This is a genomic window from Hymenobacter artigasi, assembly GCF_012275535.1.
GTDB lineage: Bacteria > Bacteroidota > Bacteroidia > Cytophagales > Hymenobacteraceae > Hymenobacter > Hymenobacter artigasi.
Genome location: NZ_JAAVTK010000002.1, coordinates 22,718 through 47,176 on the forward strand (window position 1 = coordinate 22,718; position 24,459 = coordinate 47,176).

Below are 24,459 nucleotides of genomic sequence, written 5' to 3' on the forward strand. Positions count from 1 at the left end.
GGGCGAGGGGCTTATTGCAGAGGTGAGGGAGCAGGCGCTTGGGAGAAGGACGCACCGACAGCCGCGCGGGCTGCCTCACGGGCGGCATACTCCGTTGCTAAAGTAGCATACGCAGCGGGCGGCAGCAGCTGGCGCAGCTGGGCCAGGGCATCGGCGGCGTACTCGGTCAGGCCGGCATCGGCGGCGGCCAGCACGTAGGCCTTCAACAGCGGCAGCGACTGCGGGTTTTCATCGAGCCCGGTGCGCAGGGCCGAATAGGCCGCCGTATAATCGTGGCGGCGCGTGTAAAAGCCCGCCGCCGCAAGCACCGCCGGCGCATTGAACGGGGCTTCGCGTACGATGCGCTGGTAGCTTTTGGCGGCCGCCGTGGCATTGCCCTGCTGCTCGGCGCGCCGGGCTTCGGCCAGCCACGCCATGCCCGCCCGGCCAGCCGTATCGGCTGCCGGATTTGGAAGGCCAGCGGCCAGCAACTGCTGCGCCTGCCTCCCCTGCCGCCGCTGCGCCGTATCGGGCGATGCTAGCAGCCGCGCCGTAGCCGCTTGCACCGAGTCGGCATTGCCGCTCAGGGCCAGGGCATACACGCGCATCTCCGCCGCCTGCGGGGCACCGTGCGAGGCGGCAAAGGCCAGCTGGTCGGCCGCAGTGGCGTACTGGCCCTGCTGCAGCTGCCACAGCGCCAGCAGCTGCTGGAAATAGGCCGAGGTAGCCCCGGTGCCCGCCGCCAGCGGTAACAGCAGCTGCCGCGCCACCTGCTCCTGCCCCAGCGCGTGCCGCGCCAGCGCCTGCAGAAACAGGAGCTGCTCGTAGTAGCTGGCATTGGCGGGCTGCGTGGCCAGGCGGTTCAGCTGGGCCAGCAGGGCGGGTGTGAGCTGGTCTTTGTGCCGGGCCACATCCCACAGTACTACGTGGTAGAGCTGGGCAAAAGTGGCTTCGTCCAGCACCTGCAAATCGGCGGGCGGGGCGGTGGGCGCGGGTTGGAGCGGCGTGGTGGTTCGCAGCTGGAGCAGCGTGTAGTTGCTCAGCAGGGCCGGCTCGGTGGTTTTCAACGTCAGCTTAGCGGCGCGCTGGCGGGCATCGGGCAGCAGGTTCTGGCTGAGCAGAAAGGCCAGTTGGTTGGTGCTGCTGGCGTAGCTACCGGGGGCCAGCTGCTCGGCTTTGTCGAGGTAGAAGGCAACAGAATCGGTTATCGTAGTGCGGGTGAAGAGTTGGGCCAAATCGCCGGCCAGGGCTGCGCTGCGCGGGTAGGCCCTGAGGCCGCCGCGCAGAATATCAAGCCCCTCAAACAAGTCATCCGGGTCGTTATAAAGCGTGGCCAGGCGCAGCGACACCTTCTCATCGGGCCCGCGCAGCAGGGCGCGGCGCAGGGAATTTCTCTCATTCTGGCGCTGCTGCCGGAAACGGAAAATCGCCGCCCGGCCAAACTCGGCATGCCGGTTGGCGCGGTACAGCACGTCGCCGCTTTCAGCGTAGTAGCGCTCGGCCAGACCGGCGAGGCTGAGGTCATCGGGCGCGGCTTCGCTTTGCTGGCGCGTAAGGTCGCCGAGGTGGTTGTACTGGCCGGCCATCACCTGGTCGGGCAGCGGGAAGTTCTGGCGCGACTGCACCGCAATAAGGCCGCCAATCGCCAGAATATACACCGAGTAGAACGGCAGGCGGCGCGGCTCAAACACCACCCGGTACACCCGCAACCGCTGCCGGATGAGCGGCGCAAAATTCATGAGCACATACAGCAGAAATGGCGCGCCCAGCAGCAGCAGCGCCAGCCCCGTGAAGCGACGGGCCGCCACCAGCAGGGGCGTATTGGCCGTGGCAAACGCATAGCCCAGCGCCCCGGCCGCCCCCAGCACCACCAACGGGTACAGCTGCGCCGCGCCCCGGGCATACGGCACCCAAGCCGCGTAGCTGGGGGCCCGCAGGCGCAGGCCCAGCCAGCCGGCCACCACAGCCGGCAGCAGCAGCACCAGCGGGTCGAGGCCCAGGCCCGGCAGCAGCTGCAGCACACCGTCGTTCCATTCATACAGCAGCAGCGCACCCAGGTACAGCAGGCTGGCCGCCACAAACGGCAGCAAGCCGAACCGCCCCCCCGGCTGCTCCGCCTGGGTATTGAACCACAGCAGGGCCCGGATATTCTCAACGCCTACCCACAGTACCAGCAGCGCCACCAGCACCGCGCCGCCCGGCGTGGCATACGCCGCCAGTTGCAACACGGTATCGGTGAGGGGCAGCTGACTTTGAGTGAGCAGCACCACGCTTAGCCCCGCCACCACGGTGCCCATGGCCACCGCCCGCCGCCACAGCGGCCAGCCCTCGGCAAAAGCGTGCAGCACAAAGCCAACGCCGCCCACCAGCCCCAGCATCAGGTACAGAAAATACCGCTCGCTGGTATTGAAAACACCCAGCGACTCGGTATTGAGCGACAGCAGCAGGAAAATAACCGGCACCATGCCCGCCACAAACGCCGTGCGGGCCAGCGTGCTCACCACCGCCACCCAGCCAGCCAGTAGCACCGCCAGCAGCACCAGGTACACGCCCGCCGCCACGGGCTGAGTGAAGGGCCCCGCCACGTCATGCGTCAGGGTCACAACGAAGCTGCTGGCCTGTACCGGCAGGTGCACCGGCCCGGCGGCCACGCTGTCCAGCGTCAGCGGCAGGGCTTGCAGGTGCGCCACCTCCCGCACGGGCAGGGTGCTGTTTTCCCCAGTGAAATAATAGAAGATGGTCAGGCCCACGGCCAGCGCGGCCAGCCACACCAGCCAGCCGGGCCGCGTGGTGGCGCGAGTGCTTACGGATTGCGGCGTCACCAACTATTCCAGCACTTTAGGCACCCGGAAGTAGTCCGAGTCCTTGCGGGGTGCATTGCGCAGGCCGTCCTGGTGGCTCACAGTGTTGCGGGCTTCGTCATCGCGCAGCACGTTGATTTCCTGCGAGAGGTGCACCAGCGGCTCCACGCCCGTCGTGTCCAAGCCTTCGAGCTGGGCCACAAAATCGAGGATATTGTTCAGGTCGCCGAGCATTTGCTGTTCGCGGGTTTCGTCAAATTCGAGGCGGGCCAGATGGGCCAGGCCGCGCAGGGTGCCAAGGTCGGTGCTCATTAGAGTTATGAGTTAAAAGTTAGGAGTTAAGAGTTGGTGGGCTGCGGCTGGTCCTGCGCGGCAGCGGCCGCCGGGGCACGCCAGGTGCTGGGGCCGGGCTTCACGGCCCCTTCGGGCAGGAAATCGGCGGCCAGCTGGGCGTACACCCGTGCCTTCAGCTCGGGTATGTCGGTCAGGGTGAGGCCGACGGTGGAAATGGGCTGGTGAAAAACGATTTTGAGCCGGTGATAGCGCACGCGCAGGTCTTTTTCCACATCGGGCATAAACATGTGGTTGAGCGGCATGCCCACCGGCACGATGGGCACCCCGGCTTCAATAGCCATCTGAAACGCGCCGTCCAGAAACGGCAGCAGCTCCTTGCCGGGCATGGGCGAAATCCGGCCTTCGGCAAAAATGGCAATGCTCTTGCCCTCAGCCAGCGTGCGGCGGGCCGCTACCATGGCCCGGCCCCGGCTCACGGCGCTGGCCCGGTCCACGGTAATATACACGTTGCCAAAAAGCGGCCCCCACACCGGCACCCGTGCCAGCGAGGCCTTGCCCATCATATTCAAAAAGCCCGGAATGTACTTAAACAGCATCATGATGTCGATGTACGAGCCATGATTGGCCACGTACACGCAGGGCCGCGGGTTGGGGCCTTTGCTTTCGCGCACCACTTCCACCGGCATGCCCCACATCGTAATGGATAGCCACGACCAGAAGCGGTTCAGCGCGTGCACCACCCCACCCCCGGTGGGCCGCCGACTGAAATACCACTGGAAAGGGTAAATCAGCACGAAGGGAATGATAAACCACACCACCGCCCACGTAGTGTAAAGGCGCTGGCCGAGGTAACGAAGCATATGGCGCATAATGGCAAAGTTAGGCTAGTTGGCCGTTGTGCATTGCGCGTCGGCAGCGGCAGCCCCCACCCGGCGGCAGAATCCGGCTCCCAAAACGCTGCTAGGCGCGGCCGGCCAGCACCTTTTCGGCCTTCAGCAGGCCGGCTACGCTGATGCCGTCCGTAATCCGGTCATCCATCACCATGCGAATGGCTTCGGCCAGCGGCAGCTTCCACAGGCGCAGGTCTTCGGTTTCTTCGGGCTCCAGCTCGCCCTGCGTGAGTTCTTCGGCCAGATACACGAAGCCTTCTTCATCCGTCACCGAGTTGGAGGTATGCAGGCGGGCGATGCGCGTCCAGCGCGCCGCCGTGAGGCCGGTTTCTTCCTTTAGCTCGCGCTGGGCCGATTCCAGAACATCCAGCTCAACCAGGCCGCCGCCCATGGGAATTTCCCAGCTGTACTCGTTCAGCGGGTAGCGGTACTGGCCCACCAGCCAGGTATTGCCCTCCGCATCGACGGGCACAATGCCCAGTGCCTTATTCTTCATTGTCACCACGCCATAGATGCCCTGGCCACCGCCGGGATTCTGCACCTGGTCTTCGCGCACCGAAATCCACGGATTATGGTACTTGATTTCGCTGCTGAGCGTGTGCCAGGGGTTATGGGTTTCGTCCACATCGGGGCGGGCTACGAATTGCATGGCTATTGGCAGGATGGTTATGGAGTAGAGAATGCAAAACTACGCCCACCAAGGCCTTCACGAGTCGCCGTTCGCAGATGCCTATCTGCCATCCGCCGTGTAAAATGGACCGTTGGCAGCTTATATGTCCTGATTAATCCAATACGACTTGCATCCCCCCCTCCGGGCTTCGTAGCTTTGACCTATAAGTACCCCCGCACGGGCTGGAAATGTGGAAAGGAAGGACCTCTCGTGCGGCGGCGCTCTGGCTGAACAGGTGGGGTAGACACCTCTAAGCCGGACCCGCCACTTTAAGGCCGTCACCCTCGGGTGGCGGCCTTTTTTTGTGCCTGCCGGTGGGCAAATGCTTACCAGCCCAACACTTAACCCACGGCGGCCGTGTTTCGTATAAGTTAACAGGAACCCACCGTTCACATTCCGGCGCGCTCCCGCACTACTTATGGCCGATTCCTCAAAAAACAAGAAAGCTGATACCGCCAAACCCGAGCTTCAGGCTGGCGACCCACTTTTTAACCTGCACCACGCCCAAGCCGAAGCCGAGCTGGCCAAGCATAACGGCGGCCTCGGTCCCACTACTAACGTCTACGTCACCAACGACGAAGAGGAGAATATCGACGAAGCCATTGCCCCTATTGATAGCCAGGGCTTTACTCGTGGCGAAGAGGAGCCCGGCGTTATCGGCAGCAACGCCGGCGACCACTAATAAGCTTACTTCTGCCCCCACGGGCAGTCCATTCATATAGTACAGAAAAGCCCTTCCGGCAGCCAGATTAGCTGCCGGAAGGGCTTTTTGCTGCACCGCAACCGGACAGCTTACGCGTATTTTTGCTAGCTCTTTTGTTATTCTATGCTCCTTGCCTCCCACACTGGCCATGCCCTCGAAGCGGGCCTCGACGAAGCCGGCCGGGGCTGCCTGGCGGGCCCGGTGTTCGCGGCGGCCGTTATCCTGCCGCCCGATTTTGACCCGCGCTTTCTCAACGATTCCAAGCAGCTCAGTGCAAAACGGCGCGATGCCCTGCGACCCATCATCTGTGCCGAGGCCATTGCCTGGGCAGTGGGTCAGGCATCGGTAGAAGAAATTACCAGCATCAACATTGCCCAAGCCAGCTATCTGGCCATGCACCGGGCCGTGGCGGCACTGGCCGTCACGCCGGGTCACCTGCTGGTTGATGGCAACCGATTTAAGCCAATGGCCGGCTTCCCGCACACCTGCATTATTGGCGGCGATGGGTTGTACCGCAGCATCGCTGCCGCCTCCATCCTGGCCAAAACTTTTCGGGATGAGCACATGGCGGCCCTGGCCGAAGAATTCCCGGAGTACGGCTGGCAGCAGAATGCGGCCTACCCTACGGCCAGCCACCGCGCGGCTATCCGCGCGCACGGGCCCAGCCCGCATCACCGCATGGGATTCCGGCTGCTGTAGTCGCCAGTAGCCCGGCGCTAAAGTCAAATCTAGAGCAGTTTTCGGGTTTATGTACAGCTTAGGAGGCCAGCAGGCAGTAGCGCGAACTTTGTAGTTCGCGCTACGTGTACAAGAACATTAAAACTGCTCTAGCTCTTGAGCTTCAGCAGGTCGAGAAACAAGCTGAATCCGTCCACGCTGGTACCGCCCTCGCCAAAGGTGTCGAAGCTGAGGGGCTTGATGATGTAGCCGCTCACGGCCAGCTGCTGCGCTTTCAGGCGGTCCGACTCAAGGTCGGAAGTCGTCATGATGAAGACGTTCAAATCCATGAATTCCGGGTCGGCGCGCAGCACTTCCAGCAATTCCAGGCCATTCATGCGCGGCATGTTGATGTCGAGCATCACCAGGCTGGGTTTGGCTATCTGGGGCTCATCGCCCTCGCCGCGCAGCATGCGGAGGGCATCACGGCCATTGCGGGCGTGGATTAGGGGCACGTTGATGTTTTGGCGGCGCAGCTCGCGCTGCACGTTCATCACGTCCATCTGGTCGTCTTCCACAAGCAGGATGCTGGGCGTGGGATAGTCGGCGGACATAGGCTAGGCAATTGGCAACAGCGGGAAAATACCCGCAAACGGCAGTGCAGAACTGCTATAAACTAGAGGTTGATACGGTAGAATTAACCGGTGTGGCCACCGTAGCGGCAACATTTTTGGTTTTGGCCGGGTACTTGGGCCAGGTAAAAATGAACTTAGCGCCCTGACCTTCCGCCGATTTGATGCTGATACGGCCCCCTTGGCGCTCCACAATTTTTTTCACAATGGCCAGCCCCACCCCGGTACTCTCAAAAGTATCGCGCTCCGTCAGGGTCTGAAAGATAACAAAAATACGGTCGTGGTATTCGGGGTCAATGCCGGGGCCATCGTCGGCCACCGAAAACGAGTAGAACTCGCCGGCATCATCGCAGCCAATGTGCACGGTGCCCTTTTCGGGGTGGTCGTGGTATTTCACGGAGTTGCTGATGAGGTTGGTGAAAACCTGCTGGAGCTGCACGGCATTGGTGGTGAGCGTGGGCAGAAAGAAGGGCAGCTCAACCTTGAAGCCGGTAGGCAGGTGCAGGCTGTCGATTATCTCGCGCAGCAGGGTGCGCACGAACACCGTTTCGTTGGCCTGTGTGACCCGGCCCACCCGCGCCAAATCCAGGATGCCGGTGATGAGCTTTTCCATGCGGTGCACCCGCTGACGCATCATGCCCAGAAACTCGCGAATGTGAGGAGGCAGCGCGTCTTTGCCCATGTCCTCCTCAATCCAGCGGGAAGCACTTTCGATGCCGCGCAGCGGCGCCTTCAAATCGTGCGACACCACGTAGGCAAACTGGTCAAGCTCCTGGTTGCGGCTCTCGAGTTGGTTGATGTTGGCCCCCACGGTGCGGGCCATCACGTTCAGGGCCGCCGTGAGCTCACTCACCTCGTCCTGCTCATTGTCCACAATCTGGGTGTCGTAGTCGCCACCGGCCATACGCCGGGCCAGGTTCAGCATGCCGCGCAGCCGCCGGGCAAATGTGCGCACGATGTACAGCGCCCACAACAGCCCGAGCACCAGCGCCATAACGGCCAGCCCCACCGATAGCCATTCGGCTCGCACAATGCTGTCGTTCAAGCGCTGCCGCATGGTTTTGCGGGAAGCAGCTTCCGTCAGCTCAAATTTATTCAGCCGGAATCGGATATTATCCATCAGCTGCTTGCCGGTGAGGGCTTCGGCCAGGCGGCGGTGCGGCAGGTCGTCGAGGCCACGTTGCAGGGGGTTGCGGCGGCGGGCTTCTCTTTTTTCAGCAATCAGCAAATGACTGTAGCCCATCCATTGCTGAAAAAGTCGCTGAGTCTGGTCAGTCAATTCAACCTGCTCGGGAGTTTCATCTACCAGCGTGCGCAACTGGGAAAACCGGCCAATCAAGTCGCGCTCGCCGGTGTAGTAGATATCCAGCGTCATCTCATTGCCAATGAGCATGTAGCCCCGAAACCCGGTTTCCATATCGACAATGCTGCGCAGCATGCTCAGTGATTCGTTCGAAACGTGCTGAGATGCTTCTACCTGCCGGGAGTTGCGCAGCACCTGGCCCGCCAGCTTGTAAGAGAACAGCACAATTACCGCAAACAGCGCCAGCAACAGCACAAATCCGGCAAACAACTTCGTAGTGAGGGTGATTTTCATGCACTGGTGCGCGGGCGCAACGCTTCGGGTCAGGCCTTGGTACGAAGCTTGGTCTCCATGGTTTGGAGCAGGCTCGTCATTTCATCGGCAATGACCTGCAGGGGCGCGTAGCCTGCGCTGGCTTCTTCCACGCGGCCGGCCAGGTAGAGGTCCATCAGGCGGGCAGCTTCCTTGTGAATCAGCACGTGTTGCTGGTCAAAACGTCGGGCTTCGGGCAGGTGTGCATACACCCCCGTCCCGCGCATACGGGAGGCTATCCACAGCCCCATACTGCATTGTTCGGGGTCGCGCAACGGACCTTCGTCCCCGCCATTGCCAAAAAGAAAAGAGCGCAGCTTGCTCTTAAAATGCACATGTTTGATGCGAGCGGAATCAAAATCCTGCTTCAGGTCGTCCGTTGTCATGAGCAAAGCTATACCCTTAAGCAAGTAATATGGTGCAAGCCACCCGTTGCGAAACCGGGAGCTGCCCCGTTGAGGGGAAGAAAAAATGGCTGCGAAACGCCGCTGGCCCCAAAGGTACGCCACAAGGCCAAGGCCGGTTACCGCTTTGAAATTCGGTACTTTCGCGATTCACTTATTATTTCGGGTGAGCCGGCGGCATTGCCACCGGCCACCTTTCACCATTTCCCCCACCATGACCCAAGACCAGATTAAGGACTTGAAGGGCCGCGCCGAGGCCCTGAGGAGGTATCTTTGACTACGATGCCCGCAAACAACAAATAGCCGCCGCCGAGGCCCAAACCACGGCCCCCGGCTTCTGGGACGACTCCAAAGCCGCTGAAATCACCCTGCGCGAAATCAAGGCCATCAAAACCTGGACCGATGATTTTGAGGGTGTGCAGCAGGCCCTGGCCGACACCGAAGTGCTGTTCGATTTTCACCGGGAGGGGGATGTACCCGAAGCCGAAATGCAGGCCGACTACAACGCCACGCTCAAGAAACTAGAGCAGCTGGAGTTCAAACGCATGCTTTCAGACGAGGAAGACCAGCTTTCGGCCATCATCGACATCAACCCCGGGGCCGGGGGCACCGAGAGCCAGGACTGGGCCGAAATGCTCATGCGCATGTACATCATGTGGGCCGAAAGCCACGGCTTTGGCGTGAAGCAAATCAGCTACCAGCCCGGCGAGGGCGCGGGCATCAAGTCCGCCTCGCTCGAAATCGACGGGGACTTCGCCTACGGCTACCTGAAGAGCGAAATCGGGGTGCACCGCCTGGTGCGCATGTCGCCGTTCGACAGCAGCGGCCGGCGGCACACGTCGTTTGCCTCCGTGTTTGCCTACCCGGTGATTGATGACACCATCAACATCGAAATCAACCCCGCCGACATCTCCTGGGACACCTTCCGGGCCGGCGGCGCGGGGGGCCAGAACGTGAACAAGGTGGAAACGGCCGTGCGCCTCACGCACGCGCCGTCCGGCATCATCATCGCCGTGCAGATTGAGCGCTCGCAGCTCATGAACAAAGAGCATGCCCTGCGCATGCTCAAATCGCGTCTCTACCAGATTGAGATGGACAAGCGCCACGCCGAGCGCGACAAGGTGGAAGCCACCAAGAAGCGCATCGACTTCGGCTCCCAGATTCGCAACTACGTGCTTCACCCCTACAAGCTCATCAAAGACCTGCGCACCGGCATCGAGCGCACCGATGTGCAGAACGTGCTGGATGGGGATTTGGATGAGTACATCAAAGGCTTTCTGATGCAGAGCTAGAACTACCGGGACCGGACCGTGAAGGAACGGTGCCACTTCGCGACACAAAAAAAGGGCTGCCCAGTTGGGCAGCCCTTTTTTTGTGTCGTGCAATTGCCAGACCCTTACGGATTGGCAACGTCCCATGCCACTTCGGCAAAAGGAATCGGAAGCTGGCGAACGATAGTCGTTTGCAAGTTCGTGGACGAAACCTCGGGCAGGCTGGTGCCGGGTACGTTCAGGCGGTTCAGCTGGTTCAGGCGACGCAAATCAACCCAACGCTGGCCTTCGAAGAACAGCGAGTAACGACGCTGGTACAGGATTTCGTCGAGAATGTCAGCCGACGGCGAAGTAGCCGTCAGGGGCGTAGGACGCAGAGCATCGTAGGCGGTAGCTACCGAGTTTACTTCGGTCACGGCCAGGGCCAGGTTCTGCTGCGGACCGGGCATGGCGTGCGCCTCGGCCGACAACAACACCAGCTCTTCCTTTTTGATAATCGGAATTGGCGATGTGTTGGTGGCGTACAGCACTACATCGTCGGCGCTGGAGAAGCCCTGACGGGGAGGCAGTGCGGCGGTGCGGGCCGCGATTTTGCTGATGCGCGTATCGGTAGCGCGGATGTCGCGACGGAACGAGGGGTGCGCCACCGTTACCACCGAGCCCGTGAAGTTCCGGGCTTGGAATAGTGGGTTAACAACGTCGGGCGAGGTACCACCATAGGTGAAGCGAGGCCCGATAGTCAGGGCACCAGCGTCGTTGATAAAGCTACCGGACAATGCATCCAGCACTTCCTGGTAACTACCATTGGGGCGTGAAGCACGACGAACGGCCAGCCGAGCCGCCAGGGCACGGTTGACCTTCAGGAAGCCTGCCGGGGTGAGGAAGCTAACGCCAGCAGTGCCGGCAGCGTAGCCGGAAGGGAGGGGAAAAGGCAGCGCCGTACCGGCAGCCGCCAAATCTTTAGCACCATCATCGAGCAACGCTTTGATAGCGGCGAGCACATCGTCGTAAGCACGAATCTTGCCTGGCTTCAGCGGGTCCGTAACATCGATGCGTAAGCCGTTCTCGTACTGCAGGTCCGACAGGACCATCATGTCATAAGCTTCGGCTGTTTTTGCCAGGGCCAAGTAGCCCCGCTTCTGCTCGTCAGTTACCAACGAAGTGTTAGCCGTTGACTGGGCCAGAATACGTGCCGTGCGACGCGAAGACGAGTACGTGGTGTAGTAACGGCCGCTCAGGAAGTTGTTGTTATCGAAGCCAGCCGTGCCGATGCCCAGCAGGTTGGTGGCGTAGCGCGAGTCCGAGCCGGCTAGTACGTACACCTCACGGCCGATAGCGCCGGTAAGCTGGTGGTACCACACAATCCCGTCGACGTTGGTACGCATGTCCGAGAAAGTTCCCGTAGCCAGGTAGTCAAGCTGCTGCTTGGTGGCATTGGTCAGTACCGAGGCAAGCGTGGGAAAGTTGGGGTCATCCAACTTGTTGATTTCAACGTAGCTGCACCCGGAGAGGGAGGCTACGACACTACCAAGCAGTAGTGCCCGGATAAAAGTTTTATTCATGTTGTGGAGGAGCATAAGTAAGAAAATTTGTAGCTGAACTCAGGCTTAAAAGTCAAAGTTCAAATGCAGGAACATCCGACGTGCGCTTGGGAAAGCGTACAGGTCCTGGTTGCCACCAACCGGACGGCTGCCAAAGTTGGATACCTCGGGGTCGTAGCCACCTTTGTAAGGCGTCACCAGGAACAGGTTGTTGCCCGATACACCTACTTTAATGCGCTGCACAAAGCGGCCCATGGTAGCTCCCAGCTGCTCTTTGTCGAAAGAGTAGTACAGCGAAACCTCGCGCACCTTCATGTAGCTGGCATCCTGCACGTAGTTCTTGGTCTGGCCCGAAAGCTCGCCGTTGAAACGCTCGTAGCCGATAACCGACGTAGTGCCGTCGCCCAGGGTAACGGGGTTCATGTAGTCGGGCGAAGTACCGCCCTGGTCGTAGGCGTTCTGCGTCAGGGTGCTGTTGTAGCCGCCCTGCTTCACATGAATCAGGAACGAGAAGTCGATGTGCTTGAAGAACGTGAAATCGTTGGCAAACGTAACCTGGTAAGTAGGCTGCGACTCCTGGAAAGGAGTTGGAACACCACCTACAACAGGGTTACCAAACCACCGGGTAGGCGACTCGCCCAGGGCGAGGAAGTTCTGACCGTAGAGCGAAGCGAAGCCGGGGCCGGCCGTCGTTCTGGGTACCACCAGACGGGTCACCTCCGAGCGGTTCAGCCAGAATTGGGTCTGCGAGTGGTAACGGAAGTTAGGACGGTCGATGGCTTGTACGCCAAGGCCGATTTCCAGACCGCGGTTTACGAGGTCACCTACTGGGAAAGCAGCAATCGAAGTAACACCCGTAGAAGGAGCCAGCGCGTAAGCAAACAGCAGGTTGGTTACTTGCTTGCGGTACACCGTGCCCGACAGGGTAATCTTGTTGTTCAGGAAACCCAGGTCAGCACCCAATTCCAGTTCAGCAGCCCGCTCGGGAGCTACGCGGTCGTAGCCCAGCACGGTCGAGTTGCGCAGGCCCAGACGGGTGTCAACCACAACCGAGTTCAGCTGCGTGAAGTACGAGCCGAAGCCGGGAACACCACCTGTTTCACCGTAAGCGGCGCGCAGCTTCACTTGGTTAACTACCTCTTTAAAGGTCCAGAAGTCGAAGTTGGCAACGTTCAAAGCCAACGAAGCGTGGGGGAAGAAGTACAGCTTCTTGGGGTCAGCGTTCAGGTTGCTTTGGTCGGCACGAATGCCTACGGTACCGATTACGCGGTCAGCGAAGTTAACTTCTTCCTGGGCCGAGTAGCCCAAGTCGACGCTCGACTGGAACGACTGGCTCAGGGTCTGGCGGTTAGCCCGGGCAGGGTTGCGCAGCTTGGGCTGCAAGCCTTCACCCTGTACGAAGTCGGAGTTGATGTCCTGCGTGAAACGCGAGGTACCGGCCGAAGTCGTCAGGCCAACGGTGCCCAGCTGCACGGTGTGAATCAGCAAGCCCTGCAGGTTGGTGTTCAACTGCTTGTTTTTGCTGTAGCGCGAAGCACCGGGGTTAGCCAGGCCAGACTGCGACTGCATATCCTCCGGCAGGTACAGCTCGGCATCGGTCAGGGCGAAGTCTACGCCGGCCGAAGCAGCCAGGCGCAACGACGACTTCTCGTTGCGGATGAAGTACAGGTTGGAAGTGAACGACTCGAGCAGACGGTTCGTGGTTTCGTTGTTGATGCCACGGTCGCGCAAGGCCAGGGGGTTCTCACCAGCATACGGGTTGCGGGGGTAGATGCCGTTTACGGGGTGCAGGTCGGCGTAGCTCGGCGTTACGGCAATCAGGTAAGGAATGGTCGCATCGGTGTTGGCGTTGTTCGAGAAACCACGCTGGTTGCTCGAATTCACGTAGCTCGAATTCAGCGCGATATCCCAGTTCTTGGTGATATCCGTCGATACGTTGGCCCGCAAGGTGTTGCGCTGGAAGCCCAGGTTTTTCTGAATGGCACCTTCGTCGGTGCGCGAACCAGAAATGTAGAACTTAACCCGCTCACCACCACCGGAAACGTTCACGTTGGTGTTCGACAGGAAGCCTTTGTTGCCGAAAATCTCCTGCTCGTAGTCGAAGATTTTGCCCGAAGCATTGGCAGCAGCCAAAGCCGCTTTCTCGCCAGCGTCGCCACCGAATACGTAGTCAATTTTCTCGTTGGTGAAGTCGGACTTGCCGTACTTACGCAGAATGCTGGTTACGCCAAGGTCCTGACGCACGCTGATGCGGGTCTGGCCGGCTTTACCTTTTTTCGTGGTGATGATGATAACACCGGCGTTGGCACGCTGGCCATAGATGGCAGCAGCCGACGAGCCTTTCAGCACTTCGATGTTTTCGATATCATCGGGGTTGATGTCAGCCAGGCGGTTGGTTGCACCGTCCTGACGGCTACCGCCGGCGTTGCTGAAAGCACCGGCCGCGCGGCCCGAATCGTACGAGTTGTTGTTGGCGTACACACCGTCGATGATGTAAAGCGGCTCCGAAGAACCCGTAATCGACGAGGGGCCACGCAATTGCACGGAGATACCTCCGCCGGGAGCACCGCTGTTCTGCGTGATAACCGCACCCGAAAGCTTGGCATACATAGCAGCGTCTACAGTAGAAGGACGCGTGCGCCCCACCAGCTCGCTGGCAGAGATGCTGGCCACGTTGTTGGCAGCGTTAGAGCGGGCAATGCTCGTGCCCAGACCCGTCACAACTACTTCGTCCAATTGCTTGGTATCAGTAGCCAAGGTTACATTGATGGTGGAAGCATCACCCAATGCCAGTTCCTGGGCCACATAGCCCACGTAGCTGAAAGTAAGGCGGGTTGCCGCTGAGGGCACCGACAAGCTAAAAGCGCCATCGGCATTGGTAGAAGCGCCGGCCGTAGTGCCTTTGGCCAATACCGTAACACCTGGTAGGCCCTGGCCGGTAGCCCGGTCCGTCACACGACCCGAGACGGTTCGGTCTTGTGCATTTACCTGCTGCAACAGGCAGGTCATCAATAAGACGACCATGAAAAAGAAGTGTTTCATGTAGTAGTGAAAATGGTGAGTGAGTTGGAAAAAAAAGTGGGAAGAATGGGAAAATAAGGAACTTAACGTGACTAATCTAGCGGCAAGGTATTACAAGTTTTTTGTTACGCCAGTATTTCGGGGTAGTCAGGAGTCAATAACAATATTAAACTTATTAGATACCTAAACCAACATTACCACGCCAGCACACGCTCGCCAGACGCCGCATTTCTGCTGCAAGTATTTTATAATCTATTGGTTAACTATTCACACTGTTCTGGGCAGTATGACACAGGCCCTTAGTAAGAGCGGGCTGGGATGAAGATTAATTTCATCGGAGCTCCGTGAGTAAATCGGGGCATAAAGCACGTAATTCTGGCTAGACACCTCGATAATTCATGAATCCATCATGGTCGGGATAGATGTGGCCGGTAGTCAGGTTTTGAGGATGCAATGGGTCAGACGGGCCAGTTGCCGTGATGCAGCGGTAATCATCCTACGCCCCCCAGGACAACTACTGAATATATAAAAAATACAATTTAAAGGCAATGCTTTTCATTACTCCTTTATAGTTAGCGCAATGAAGCAGCCGCCACTTATCGAACTGCTGCGGAAGTGAGCCCTCAGCAGCTAAAGGATTGCTAAAGCGAAATATCACAGCGCTACTGTTGGGACGTTTTCGGCAAATGCCGTACTTTCATCTTTTTAAACTGCCACCCCCATATTTTTTCCCTCTTTTTTTCACACACCCACTATTACAACTCGATGAAGAGAACCTTACTATTAAGCCTGCTCTTGCTGCTGACCCTGGCCGGGCGGAGCTGGGCGCAAACGCGACAGGTGTCGGGCCGCGTGCTCGACAAGACCAACAACGAAGGCCTGCCCGGGGTGAGCGTTATTGTGAAAGGCACCACCACGGGTACTGCGACCGATGCCGATGGCAAATTTGAGTTGAATGTGCCTGTTGCGGCCACTACGCTGCAATTTAAGTACCTGGGCTACATTACCACCGACCAGGCCATTGGGGCCAGTGGGCCGGTAAATGTTGCGTTGGCGCTTGACAACAAGCAGCTGGACGAAGTAATGGTAACGGCCCTGGGCATCTCGCGCGAGAAGCGCGCCCTGGGCTTTGCCGTTTCGGAGGTAAAGGCCGAGCAGATTGTGCAAAAATCGGAGCCCGACCTGCTGCGCACCCTCACCGGCAAGGTGCCCGGCGTGAACATCCTGAGCTCGAGCGGAGTACCCGGTGCGTCTTCGCGCATCACCATCCGGGGCAACACCTCGTTTTTTGGCGATAACCAGCCCCTGTTTGTTGTGGATGGGGTGCCTTACGACAACACCCAGACGGAATCGGACAGCCCACTGGTGAACGGCGCTTCCTACTCCAGCCGCACATCGGACGTGGACCCGAACAACGTGGCGTCCATCAACGTGCTGAAGGGCGCGGCGGCGGCGGCACTGTACGGCTCGCGGGCCGCTGGCGGCGTTATCGTGATTACGACCAAAACCGGCGGCGGCGGCCGTGGTGCCAAAGGCATTCAGATAGGCTATACCACCGGCTACGCCATTGAAAAAGTAGCGGCGCTGCCCAACTACCAGAATAAGTATGGCGCGGGTGCCAACTTCGTAAACTCTGCGGCCAACGGCTCGTGGGGCCCCGAGTTTGGCAATACGGCGCAGGGCGCACCGGCGACCATCGAACACCCCCAGGCTGGGAACGTGGACTTTCCGAACATTCCGGCGGGCACGCGCATCCCGTACCAGGCCTACCCCAACAACGTCAAAGACTTTTTCAAGACGGGTAACTTGTACGAGAACTCGGTTTCGCTGAGCTCCACTTCGGACAACTCGACCTTCTCGACCATTATCTCGCGGGCCGACCAGCAGGGCACCATCCCCAACTCGTCGTTTGTGCGCAACAACATCAGCGCGGGCGGCTCGGGCCGGTTCAATAAACTGACCGTGAACGGCAACGTTGCTTATACCAACACTAACCAGCAGGGCCCCATTGTGGGCGCCAACAACTCGGCTTCCGGCAGTGCCTCGGCATTTGCCCGCACCTTGTTTCTGACCCGTAGCCTCGACCTGCAGGGCCTCCCCTACCAGGACCCGGTGACGAAAGGCCCCGTGTTTGCCTGGCTGACCACCCAAGCCGACAACCCCCTGTGGTCGGTGGAAAATGCCATCTACAAATCGCGCGTAGACCGCGTGGTGGGCAGCGTGGGCCTGTCATATGCCTTCAAAGACTGGCTGTCGCTGACGTATACCGGCGGCATCAACTCCTACACCGATATCCGGTCGAGCACCATCCGGCCCGGCTCGCTTGCCAACCGGGGCGTGAGCCAGATAATTGAGGATAACATCCAGAACACCGAGTTTGAGCAGACTGCCCTGCTGAACTTCAACAAGAACCTGACCGAAGACATCAGCCTGACCGCCAGCGTGGGCCAGAATATCAACGCCCGCAAGTACGAAGGCAAGTCTTACCTTGGCACGGGCATCATCACGTTTGGCATCGACAACATTGAGAATACCACGGAGAAAAGCACCTACGGGTATGCCTACGCCGAGCGCCGCCTGATGGGCCTGCTGGGCAACGCCACCGTTGGCTACAAGAACTTCGCCTTTGTGACCGTGACGGGCCGCAACGACTTCTCATCGACCCTTAATAAGAACGGGGTTATTGGCAATACGGGCCGCTCGTTCTTCTATTCGAGTGCCGCTGGCTCGCTGGTACTGAACGAAGCCCTGAAGCTGGATTACCGCTGGCTCGACCTGCTTAAGCTGCGTGCCGCTTACGGCCGCGTAGGCCGCGATGCACCGGCCTACGCATCCGGCCCCACGGGCTATGTCACCAACCCCAGCGCTTCGTTGCCCTTCAAGGGAGTGCCGGGCATCGGCATTAGCGGTACAGTGAATAACGCCCGGCTGACCCCGGAATTTACGTCTGAGCTGGAAGTAGGCACCGAGCTGGCCTTGTTCCGCAACCGCATCTCGTTCAACGGCACGTACTATGACAAGCGCACCACGAACCTGATTGGCGTGATAACCTACCCGTCGGCCACTGGCTATGGTGCCGCCCAGACCAACTTTGGCGAAATCACCAACAAGGGTTTCGAAGTGGCCTTCACGGCCGTGCCGGTGGATGTGGCCGGCTTCCGCTGGAGCAGTACGTTCAACTTCAGCCGCAACCGCAACATTATTGCTAAAACGACGGACAATGGCGACACGCTCATTCTGGGCAACACGTTTGCCGGCAGTGTCCGGTCGGTGCACATTCCCGGCCAGCCCTACGGTGTACTGCTGGGCACGGCACCCGTGCGCGATGCCAACGGCGAGCTGTACATCAACCCGCTGGATGGCCGCCTGATTCTGTCGCCGAAGCTCAAGGTTATCGGCAACCCCAACCCCGATTTCCTGATGGGCTTCATCAACCAGTTCACCTACAAAGGAATTACGCTGAATGTGCTGGTAGACTACCGCAAGGGCGGCTCGCTGTACGCAACCACGTTGCAGGAAGAGCTGGGCCGCGGGGTGACGAAGGACACCGAAGACCGCAACCGCTTGGTTGTGCTCAACGGCGTTCGGTGGGACCCGGTGACCAAGAAGGCCGCCGTGGACGCCAGCGGTACGGTTATCCGCAACACGACGGCCATCACGGTCAACGACCTGTATTTCTCCAGCGGCGGCGTGGGCGGCGGCGCGGCTTCTAACGGCTACAACGAGCAGTCCATTTACGATGCCACCACGGTGCGCCTGCGGGAGGTTTCGATGGGCTACGACCTGCCCAAAGGCTTCCTCGGCAAAACGCCGTTCAGCCTCATCAACATATCCGTTTCGGCCCGCAACATCTGGTGGTACTCGCCCAACTTGCCCAAGAACAGCAATTTCGACCCCGAGACCAGCACTTACGGTGCCAGCAACCAGCAGGGCTACGAGTTCACCAACGCACCGACCACCAAGCGCTTCGGCGTGAACGTGCGGGTGAACTTCTAATTATTTGATTTCGGCTTTTTGTCCTATGAAACTTTTTAAATTTTGCCTGATACTCGCTTCGGCTGGTACGTTGGCCGTGGCCCCGGGCTGCAAAGATTTCTATAACGTCAACGTAAACCCCCTGACCCCGACGGCAGTGGATTTGAATTCCCTGCTGCCCGTGGCGCAGGTGAACATGGCTGAGTACCTGGGCGACAACATCGGCGGCCTGAGCCAGTACACCATGGCCCTGATGCAGCAGCTGTACAACACCCGCAACATCGGCAACTTCCAGCAGACCGGCGACGCGTTCAGCGGCGAGTGGGCGGGCCTCTACCGCGGCGTGCTCATCAACAACGAGCGCATCATCACGCAGGGCACCACCGAGCAGCGCTGGAACTACGTGGGCATTGCCCAGCTCCAGAAAGCCTACGTGTTCAGCCAGATGGTAGACGTATGGGGCGACATTCCTTATTCGGAAGCCCTGAAGGGCGAAGTAAACCCGGCCCCCCGCTTCGACAAGGACGAGGATATCTACAACGGCACGACCAATATTCAGGGCCTGTTCTCACTCATCGATGAGGGACTGGCCAACCTGGCCAAGCCCGGCTCCGTGCCCACCAAACCCACGTTGAGTGCCGTTGACCTGATATACAAAGGCGACCTGGACAAGTGGGCCCGCTTTGGCCGCACCCTCAAGCTGAAGCTCTACAACCAGCTGCGCAAAACCACGGCGGCGGCCACGGTTCAGAGCCAGGTTGGTCCTTTGCTGAGTGGCGCGCTCATGGAGGAGACTGGTGACTTTCAGCTTGGCTACCTCAACACCGCCAACCCCGACAACCGCAACCCCGGCTACGTGACCGACTACAACGCCAACCCGGAAAACCGCATTGGCCGGTATTTCTACGAAGGCATGCTGACGCTGAACGACCCGCGCAAGCCTTATTATTTCTTCAACCAGCTGGCCGCCGGCACCACAACGACTAATCAGGACTACATCAGCGCCCTGGACCCCAGCTTCGTGACGGTGCGCCCGGGCACGTCGAGCCAGTACGCCAGCGTGGCTACTACGGCCAGTGTTCAGACCGTGCAAGGCCTGTACCCCGTAGGCGGCCGCTACGACGACGGCAAGGGTGGCAAAACCGGCACCACCTCGGGCAAGGCAGAAGCCCCCCAGCGCCTGCTCACGTACTACAGCCGCAAATACACCGAAGCCGAGCTGCGCCTGACGGTATACAACGACGTAGTAGCCGCCCGCACTGCCTTCGACGCCGCCGTGCAAGCTTCCTTTAACAAAGTGAATGCCATTGCTACGGCTGATGGCAGCCCCGTTATTCCGGCCGCCAGCATCACGACCTACAAAACCAGCGCCCTGGCCCGGTTCGATAACGCGCCCTCGGCCGAGGACAAGCTGGAGGTAATCATGTACGAGAAGTACGTGGCGAGCTTCGGCTACGGCGTAGACGTGTACACCGACTTCCGCCGCACGGGCCATCCCACCATTCGGGTATCGCGCGAGGCCGTATCGCTGAGCGCGCCCAACAGCGGCCTGCTGGTAGACGACGGTGCTACCCGGGCCAACGGGCCGTTTCCCCTGCGCCTGTACTACCCCACCAACGACCTGACGTTGAACCCGAACTCTCCCCGCTCCCAGCGCGACGTGACCGCGCCCATTTTCTGGGACAAGTAGGAAGCGGTTCCCTTCTCTTTAATCCCTGACTTCATCTTTATTGATTCATGAAAAACTACTTTGCCAGTTTCCTGCTGCTGCTCTCGGCGGTTGCGGGGCTGTCGTCTTGCCGCGAGAGCAGCAAGCTTCCCGAGCCCAAAAACGAAAGCGTTCCGCTGATTATCCCGGAAGTGAACGCCACCAAGTCCTTTTTTCCTTTCAGGAGGAGCCAACTGTCCGAGCAAATCCGGATTGACAGCCTCGCTTCCCGGCCCGACTACTATACCCGGCCCGTGTTTGAGTTTGTCGTGAACCCGTCGCAGGGCTACGCCGAGCTGCAGACCGTTGAAGTGTACAAGAGCTTCCGGCGGGGTACTACGTATGGCCCCCGGGTGAAAATCGCGGACCTCACCAGCTTCCCGGCCACCATCAGCCTCACCAGCCAGCAGGCGCTTAAGGACTTGTACCCCAACAGCATACCGGGCACCCTCGCCGTTCTGGCCAATCCGGCTGTTCTCACGCTGAATAACCGCATTGTGCGAAACGACGCCATTGTATTCACCTTCGAGTACGTGCTGAAAGACGGTCGGCGCATCGTCCTCACGCCGGTTTCGACTGACAATACGCTATTGGCCAGCTCGCTGATTAACGCGCCTTTGGCGGCAATCGCCGTGTTCAGGTAGAACCTGCTGAGCAGCTCATTAACGGGGTTGCGCAATGGTTTGCCTATAACCCGGCGAAAATCTGCCAACCCTTGGTCAACTGAAAAAAGCGTCCTTCAACGCTACCCGCGACTTGCTGAACAGTAAAAAGCACCCCTGGAATTAACAAATTCCAGGGGTGCTTTTTTGGGTAACAATGCTGTGTAAATCCCTGACTATTGCCGAAGTACAGTTTAGCTAATATCAATATAATTAGCTACTTTCATACAGCTGCAATTACATTATTTAATTCCGAACAATCGCCACAAATGAAGTCTCATTACACTTTAGGCTTGCAAGCCGGACATAAAATTTTATGTCCTAATGTTGACTTTATGGTAACTGTATGAGAACAAAGGCTTATTTTTGATAATCTTAAGCATTCCCCCATTTTTTTACTTTTTTTCAATCTTAACACTTAGTCCATGAAAAAAATCTTACTCATGAGTGTCATGCTCATGTTTACACTTCTTCACGGAGCGATGGCGCAAACGCGTACCGTTTCAGGAAAGGTAACAGACCAGAAGTCCTCCGAAGGCTTGCCCGGAGTGACTGTGCTTCTGAAAGGAACCACGACCGGAGTATCGACCAATGCCAGCGGTGCTTATAGCTTAGTGGTACCCGAAACGGGTGGCACACTCGTATTCTCATCCGTTGGAATGGCTACGCAAGAGCGGGCTATTGGTACCGAATCCCAAATCAACATTGCACTGGCACAGGACACCCGTGAGCTGAGCGAAGTGGTGGTAACGGCGCTCGGCATCGAGAAAGACACTCGCTCGCTGGGCTACTCTACGCAGCAAATCAAAGCTGACCAGATTTCGCAGAAATCTGAGCCCAACGTGCTTAGCTCCTTGCAGGGCAAAGTATCGGGGGTAAACATCACGAACTCCAGCGGCCTGCCGGGTTCTTCTACCAACATCAACATCCGCGGCATTACATCGCTGCAGGGCAGCAACCAGCCCCTGTTCGTAGTTGATGGTATTCCGATTAGCAACGACCTGGACCGCAGCTTGGGAGGCGCAGGCCTGGGCTCGCTGGGTGCAGCTCAGACGTCGAACCGGGCTTTGGACATCGACCCGGAAATCATCGCCAGCATCAACATCCTGAAAGGCCCTGCAGCTGCAGCGCTTTACGGCTCGCGGGCAGCAGCTGGTGCCATCATCATTACCACCAAGAGCGGTGGCAGTGCCAACAAAAAGCTGGAAGTGACGGGTACGTCGAGCTTCAACATCCAGAATGTGTACGGCTTGGCCCGTTTGCAGACCGACTACGGCCAAGGCACCAACGGTGTGGTAACGACGACTGGCGGCCTGGGAGACATCTATACCGCCAGCGGCCTGTCATTCGGCCCCCGCTTTGGTACGACTCCTACGCTGGCCAACGGCTTGTTGCTGACCAATGGCAACCAGCTCCCCTACCAGAACTACCCAAACAACATCAAGGAGTTCTACCGTCAGGGCACCATCTGGACCAATGGCGTGAACATTGCCGGTGGCACCGCCGAGCAGAACGTTACGCTCAGCGTAAACAACACCAACCAGAAAGGCATCACTCAGAACTCGGAACTGACTCGTACCAACGTAACGCTGGGTGGCAACACCAAGCTGTTGAACAAGTTAAGAGCTGGTGGTTCTATCAACTTCGTTCAGACCGACCAAACGGGTGTATTGCAGGGCAACAACGGCTCGGCCTTCGCTACGCTTTCCAACCGGGTTCCCCGCAGCCTCAACCTGCAGGGCAATCCCTACATCGACCCAGTGACGGGTGCCAACCAGTATTTCTCTGGTGTCGAGAACCCTTACTACAGCCTTACCCAGAACCCTACTACCTCCTCGCTGACGCGCTTTATCAACGTGGCCAACCTGGGCTACGAGGCTACTCCCTGGCTGAAAATTGACTACCGCGCCGGCCTGGACACTTACACTGACCGCCGCAAGCAGGTATTCGCCATCGGCTCGGTGCGCCAGCCTACGGGCCAGGTACAGGACCAGGTGTTCTACCGCAGCGAATTCAACAGCGACCTTATCGTGACGGCTCACAAAGACAACCTGTTCTTTGAAGGCTTCAACGCTTCGTTGCTGGTGGGCCAGAACGTGAACCAGCGCCGCTTCCAGAACATTGCTTCGCAGGCGGACAACCTCACCCTGCCGGGCTTCTACAATGCTCAAAACGGCAGCGTATTCTCGAATGGCACGGGCGAAAGCACGTCGCTGCGCCGGATTCTGGGCGTGTATAGCCAGCTGTCGCTGGCCTATAACAACTACCTTTTTCTGGAATTGACGGGCCGCGCTGACCAATCGTCGACGTTGCCGGTTGCCAACAACACCTTCTTCTACCCTTCGGCTACGGCCAGCTTCGTGTTCACGGACGCGCTCAAGATTTCGTCGGACATCTTCTCCTATGGTAAGATTCGTGCCAACGTTTCGAAAGTAGGCCGCGATGCGGACCCGTTCGTACTCGCTACCACGTATAGCAGCGCCAGCCAGGGCAACAACGTTTCGAGCATTCAATTCCCTTTCACTGCTAACGGCACTAACTATCCTGGTTTCGCCATCAGCAACACGATTGGCAGCAACACGCTCACGCCGGAGTTCACGAAGTCGTACGAAGTTGGTACCAATCTGGGCTTCTTCAAGAACCACCTGAACTTCGAACTGACGTACTTCTACACGCGCAGCGAAAACCAGATTCTGCCCGTAACCGTGGCAGCATCGAGCGGCTTTAACGCCCGCTATGCCAATGTAGGCCGCCTTGACAACAAGGGCTTCGAAGGTCTGATGAACCTGAACCCAATTCGGACGTCGAACTTCCGTTGGGACATTACGGCCAACTTTACCCGTATCAAGAACGAGGTTATCTCCATCACGGAAGGCGTAACCAGCTCTTCCGTAAACGGTTCTGCTTTCATTGGCTCGGTGCCTTCGTTCAAAGTAGGCCAGCCTTATGGTGTAATCATCGGCAACGCGCTGCCGCGTGTGCAGCCCCTCAATGCTGCCGGCCAGCCCAACGACCCACAGTACGTAGGCAAGTACATCATCAACCCCACCAGTGGCTCGTTTGACACGGGTATTCCTAACTCGGTAATTGCCAACCCTAACCCGCTGTGGCAGGGTGGCCTGACCAACACGTTCAACTACCGTGGCGTTGAGCTCTCGTTCCTGGTTGACGCTAAATATGGTGGAGAGCTCCTCTCGTTCACCAACGCATCGCTGAAAGGTTCGGGCAACCTCTACGAAACCGGCATCAACCGCGATGCTCCGCGCATCATTCCCGGCGTAATTGCCAACGGTGACGGCACCTACCGCCCCAACAACATTCAGATTGATGCCCAGACCTTCTGGGGTGCTTCGGGCGGCCTGCAAAGCCAGCTCAACGTGTACGACGCCACGGTATACCGCCTGCGCGAAGTTTCCCTGGGCTACTCCGTACCCACGGGCCTGCTGTCGCGCACGCCCTTTGGCCAGATTCGGCTGTCGGTTTCGGGCCGCAATCTGTATTTCTACGCACCCAATGCCAACTTCGACCCAGACGTGAACACCCAGGGCGCAGGCAACATCCGGGGCCTGGAAGTGCAAGGCGCACCGAATACGCGCAACTACGGTGTTAACCTCCGTTTTACCCTATAATCTAGCG

Annotated in this window: 16 protein-coding genes; 7 read left to right on the plus strand and 9 right to left on the minus strand. The window is 58.9% G+C overall.

Features of this window, described 5'->3' with window-relative positions:
• Nucleotides 1-11: 11 nt before the first annotated feature.
• The 4 genes from HBN54_RS03605 to HBN54_RS03620 form a co-directional block, all read right to left on the minus strand.
• Nucleotides 12-2,801 (minus strand): tetratricopeptide repeat protein, encoded by a 2,790-nt coding sequence (locus HBN54_RS03605; RefSeq protein WP_168671799.1) that lies wholly within the window; start codon nucleotides 2,799-2,801, stop codon nucleotides 12-14.
• A 3-nt stretch (nucleotides 2,802-2,804) separates the two neighbouring features.
• On the minus strand, nucleotides 2,805-3,092 hold the full coding sequence (gene gatC, locus HBN54_RS03610; protein ID WP_168671800.1) for an Asp-tRNA(Asn)/Glu-tRNA(Gln) amidotransferase subunit GatC: 288 nt from the start codon (nucleotides 3,090-3,092) through the stop codon (nucleotides 2,805-2,807).
• Nucleotides 3,093-3,118: 26 nt separating this feature from the next.
• Nucleotides 3,119-3,934: a lysophospholipid acyltransferase family protein gene (locus tag HBN54_RS03615; RefSeq protein WP_168671801.1), complete on the minus strand. Its 816-nt coding sequence runs from the start codon at nucleotides 3,932-3,934 to the stop codon at nucleotides 3,119-3,121.
• 100 nt (nucleotides 3,935-4,034) lie between these two features.
• Nucleotides 4,035-4,613 (minus strand): NUDIX domain-containing protein, encoded by a 579-nt coding sequence (locus HBN54_RS03620; RefSeq protein ID WP_210427940.1) that lies wholly within the window; start codon nucleotides 4,611-4,613, stop codon nucleotides 4,035-4,037.
• Between the two features lie 439 nt (nucleotides 4,614-5,052).
• On the opposite strand from HBN54_RS03620, the gene HBN54_RS03625 reads away from it, so the two are divergent.
• Together HBN54_RS03625 and HBN54_RS03630 are read left to right on the plus strand one after the other, a co-directional pair.
• Entirely contained in the window at nucleotides 5,053-5,316 is a 264-nt protein-coding gene (locus HBN54_RS03625; RefSeq protein WP_168671802.1) for a hypothetical protein, read from the plus strand.
• A 144-nt stretch (nucleotides 5,317-5,460) separates the two neighbouring features.
• Entirely contained in the window at nucleotides 5,461-6,036 is a 576-nt protein-coding gene (locus HBN54_RS03630) for a ribonuclease HII (RefSeq protein WP_168671803.1), read from the plus strand.
• Nucleotides 6,037-6,164: 128 nt separating this feature from the next.
• Here HBN54_RS03630 and HBN54_RS03635 read toward each other — a convergent pair whose 3' ends face one another.
• The 3 genes from HBN54_RS03635 to HBN54_RS03645 are packed head-to-tail and all read right to left on the minus strand — an operon-like array spanning nucleotide 6,165 to nucleotide 8,627.
• A complete protein-coding gene (locus HBN54_RS03635; protein WP_168671804.1) occupies nucleotides 6,165-6,608 on the minus strand; it encodes a response regulator in 444 nt (147 codons plus the stop codon).
• A 55-nt stretch (nucleotides 6,609-6,663) separates the two neighbouring features.
• Nucleotides 6,664-8,223, minus strand: a complete 1,560-nt coding sequence (locus tag HBN54_RS03640) for a sensor histidine kinase (RefSeq protein WP_168671805.1) — start codon at nucleotides 8,221-8,223, stop codon at nucleotides 6,664-6,666.
• Nucleotides 8,224-8,252: 29 nt separating this feature from the next.
• Nucleotides 8,253-8,627 (minus strand): CZB domain-containing protein, encoded by a 375-nt coding sequence (locus HBN54_RS03645; RefSeq protein WP_168671806.1) that lies wholly within the window; start codon nucleotides 8,625-8,627, stop codon nucleotides 8,253-8,255.
• A gap of 232 nt (nucleotides 8,628-8,859) precedes the next feature.
• Here HBN54_RS03645 and prfB point away from each other — a divergent pair.
• Nucleotides 8,860-9,937, plus strand: a protein-coding gene (prfB, locus tag HBN54_RS03650) for a peptide chain release factor 2 (protein ID WP_168671807.1) whose coding sequence is annotated in 2 segments (ribosomal slippage) — nucleotides 8,860-8,919 and nucleotides 8,921-9,937 — 1,077 coding nt in all. Because the reading frame shifts where the segments join, the coding sequence is not laid out codon by codon here.
• A 104-nt stretch (nucleotides 9,938-10,041) separates the two neighbouring features.
• Here the strand turns inward: prfB and HBN54_RS03655 are convergent.
• Nucleotides 10,042-11,478, minus strand: a complete 1,437-nt coding sequence (locus HBN54_RS03655) for a RagB/SusD family nutrient uptake outer membrane protein (protein WP_168671808.1) — start codon at nucleotides 11,476-11,478, stop codon at nucleotides 10,042-10,044.
• 45 nt (nucleotides 11,479-11,523) lie between these two features.
• Entirely contained in the window at nucleotides 11,524-14,499 is a 2,976-nt protein-coding gene (locus HBN54_RS03660; protein WP_168671809.1) for a SusC/RagA family TonB-linked outer membrane protein, read from the minus strand.
• A gap of 744 nt (nucleotides 14,500-15,243) precedes the next feature.
• On the opposite strand from HBN54_RS03660, the gene HBN54_RS03665 reads away from it, so the two are divergent.
• The 4 genes from HBN54_RS03665 (at nucleotide 15,244) to HBN54_RS03680 (ending at nucleotide 24,452) form a co-directional block, all read left to right on the plus strand.
• A complete protein-coding gene (locus tag HBN54_RS03665; protein WP_168671810.1) occupies nucleotides 15,244-18,474 on the plus strand; it encodes a SusC/RagA family TonB-linked outer membrane protein in 3,231 nt (1,076 codons plus the stop codon).
• A 25-nt stretch (nucleotides 18,475-18,499) separates the two neighbouring features.
• Nucleotides 18,500-20,143 (plus strand): SusD/RagB family nutrient-binding outer membrane lipoprotein, encoded by a 1,644-nt coding sequence (locus tag HBN54_RS03670; protein ID WP_168671811.1) that lies wholly within the window; start codon nucleotides 18,500-18,502, stop codon nucleotides 20,141-20,143.
• 47 nt (nucleotides 20,144-20,190) lie between these two features.
• Nucleotides 20,191-20,805 carry a hypothetical protein gene (locus HBN54_RS03675; RefSeq protein WP_168671812.1) on the plus strand — a complete coding sequence of 205 codons (615 nt, stop codon included), beginning with the start codon at nucleotides 20,191-20,193 and terminating at the stop codon, nucleotides 20,803-20,805.
• A 500-nt stretch (nucleotides 20,806-21,305) separates the two neighbouring features.
• Nucleotides 21,306-24,452, plus strand: coding sequence for a SusC/RagA family TonB-linked outer membrane protein (locus tag HBN54_RS03680; RefSeq protein WP_317170176.1), 3,147 nt, complete (start codon nucleotides 21,306-21,308; stop codon nucleotides 24,450-24,452).
• The last annotated feature ends 7 nt before the right edge of the window (nucleotides 24,453-24,459 follow it).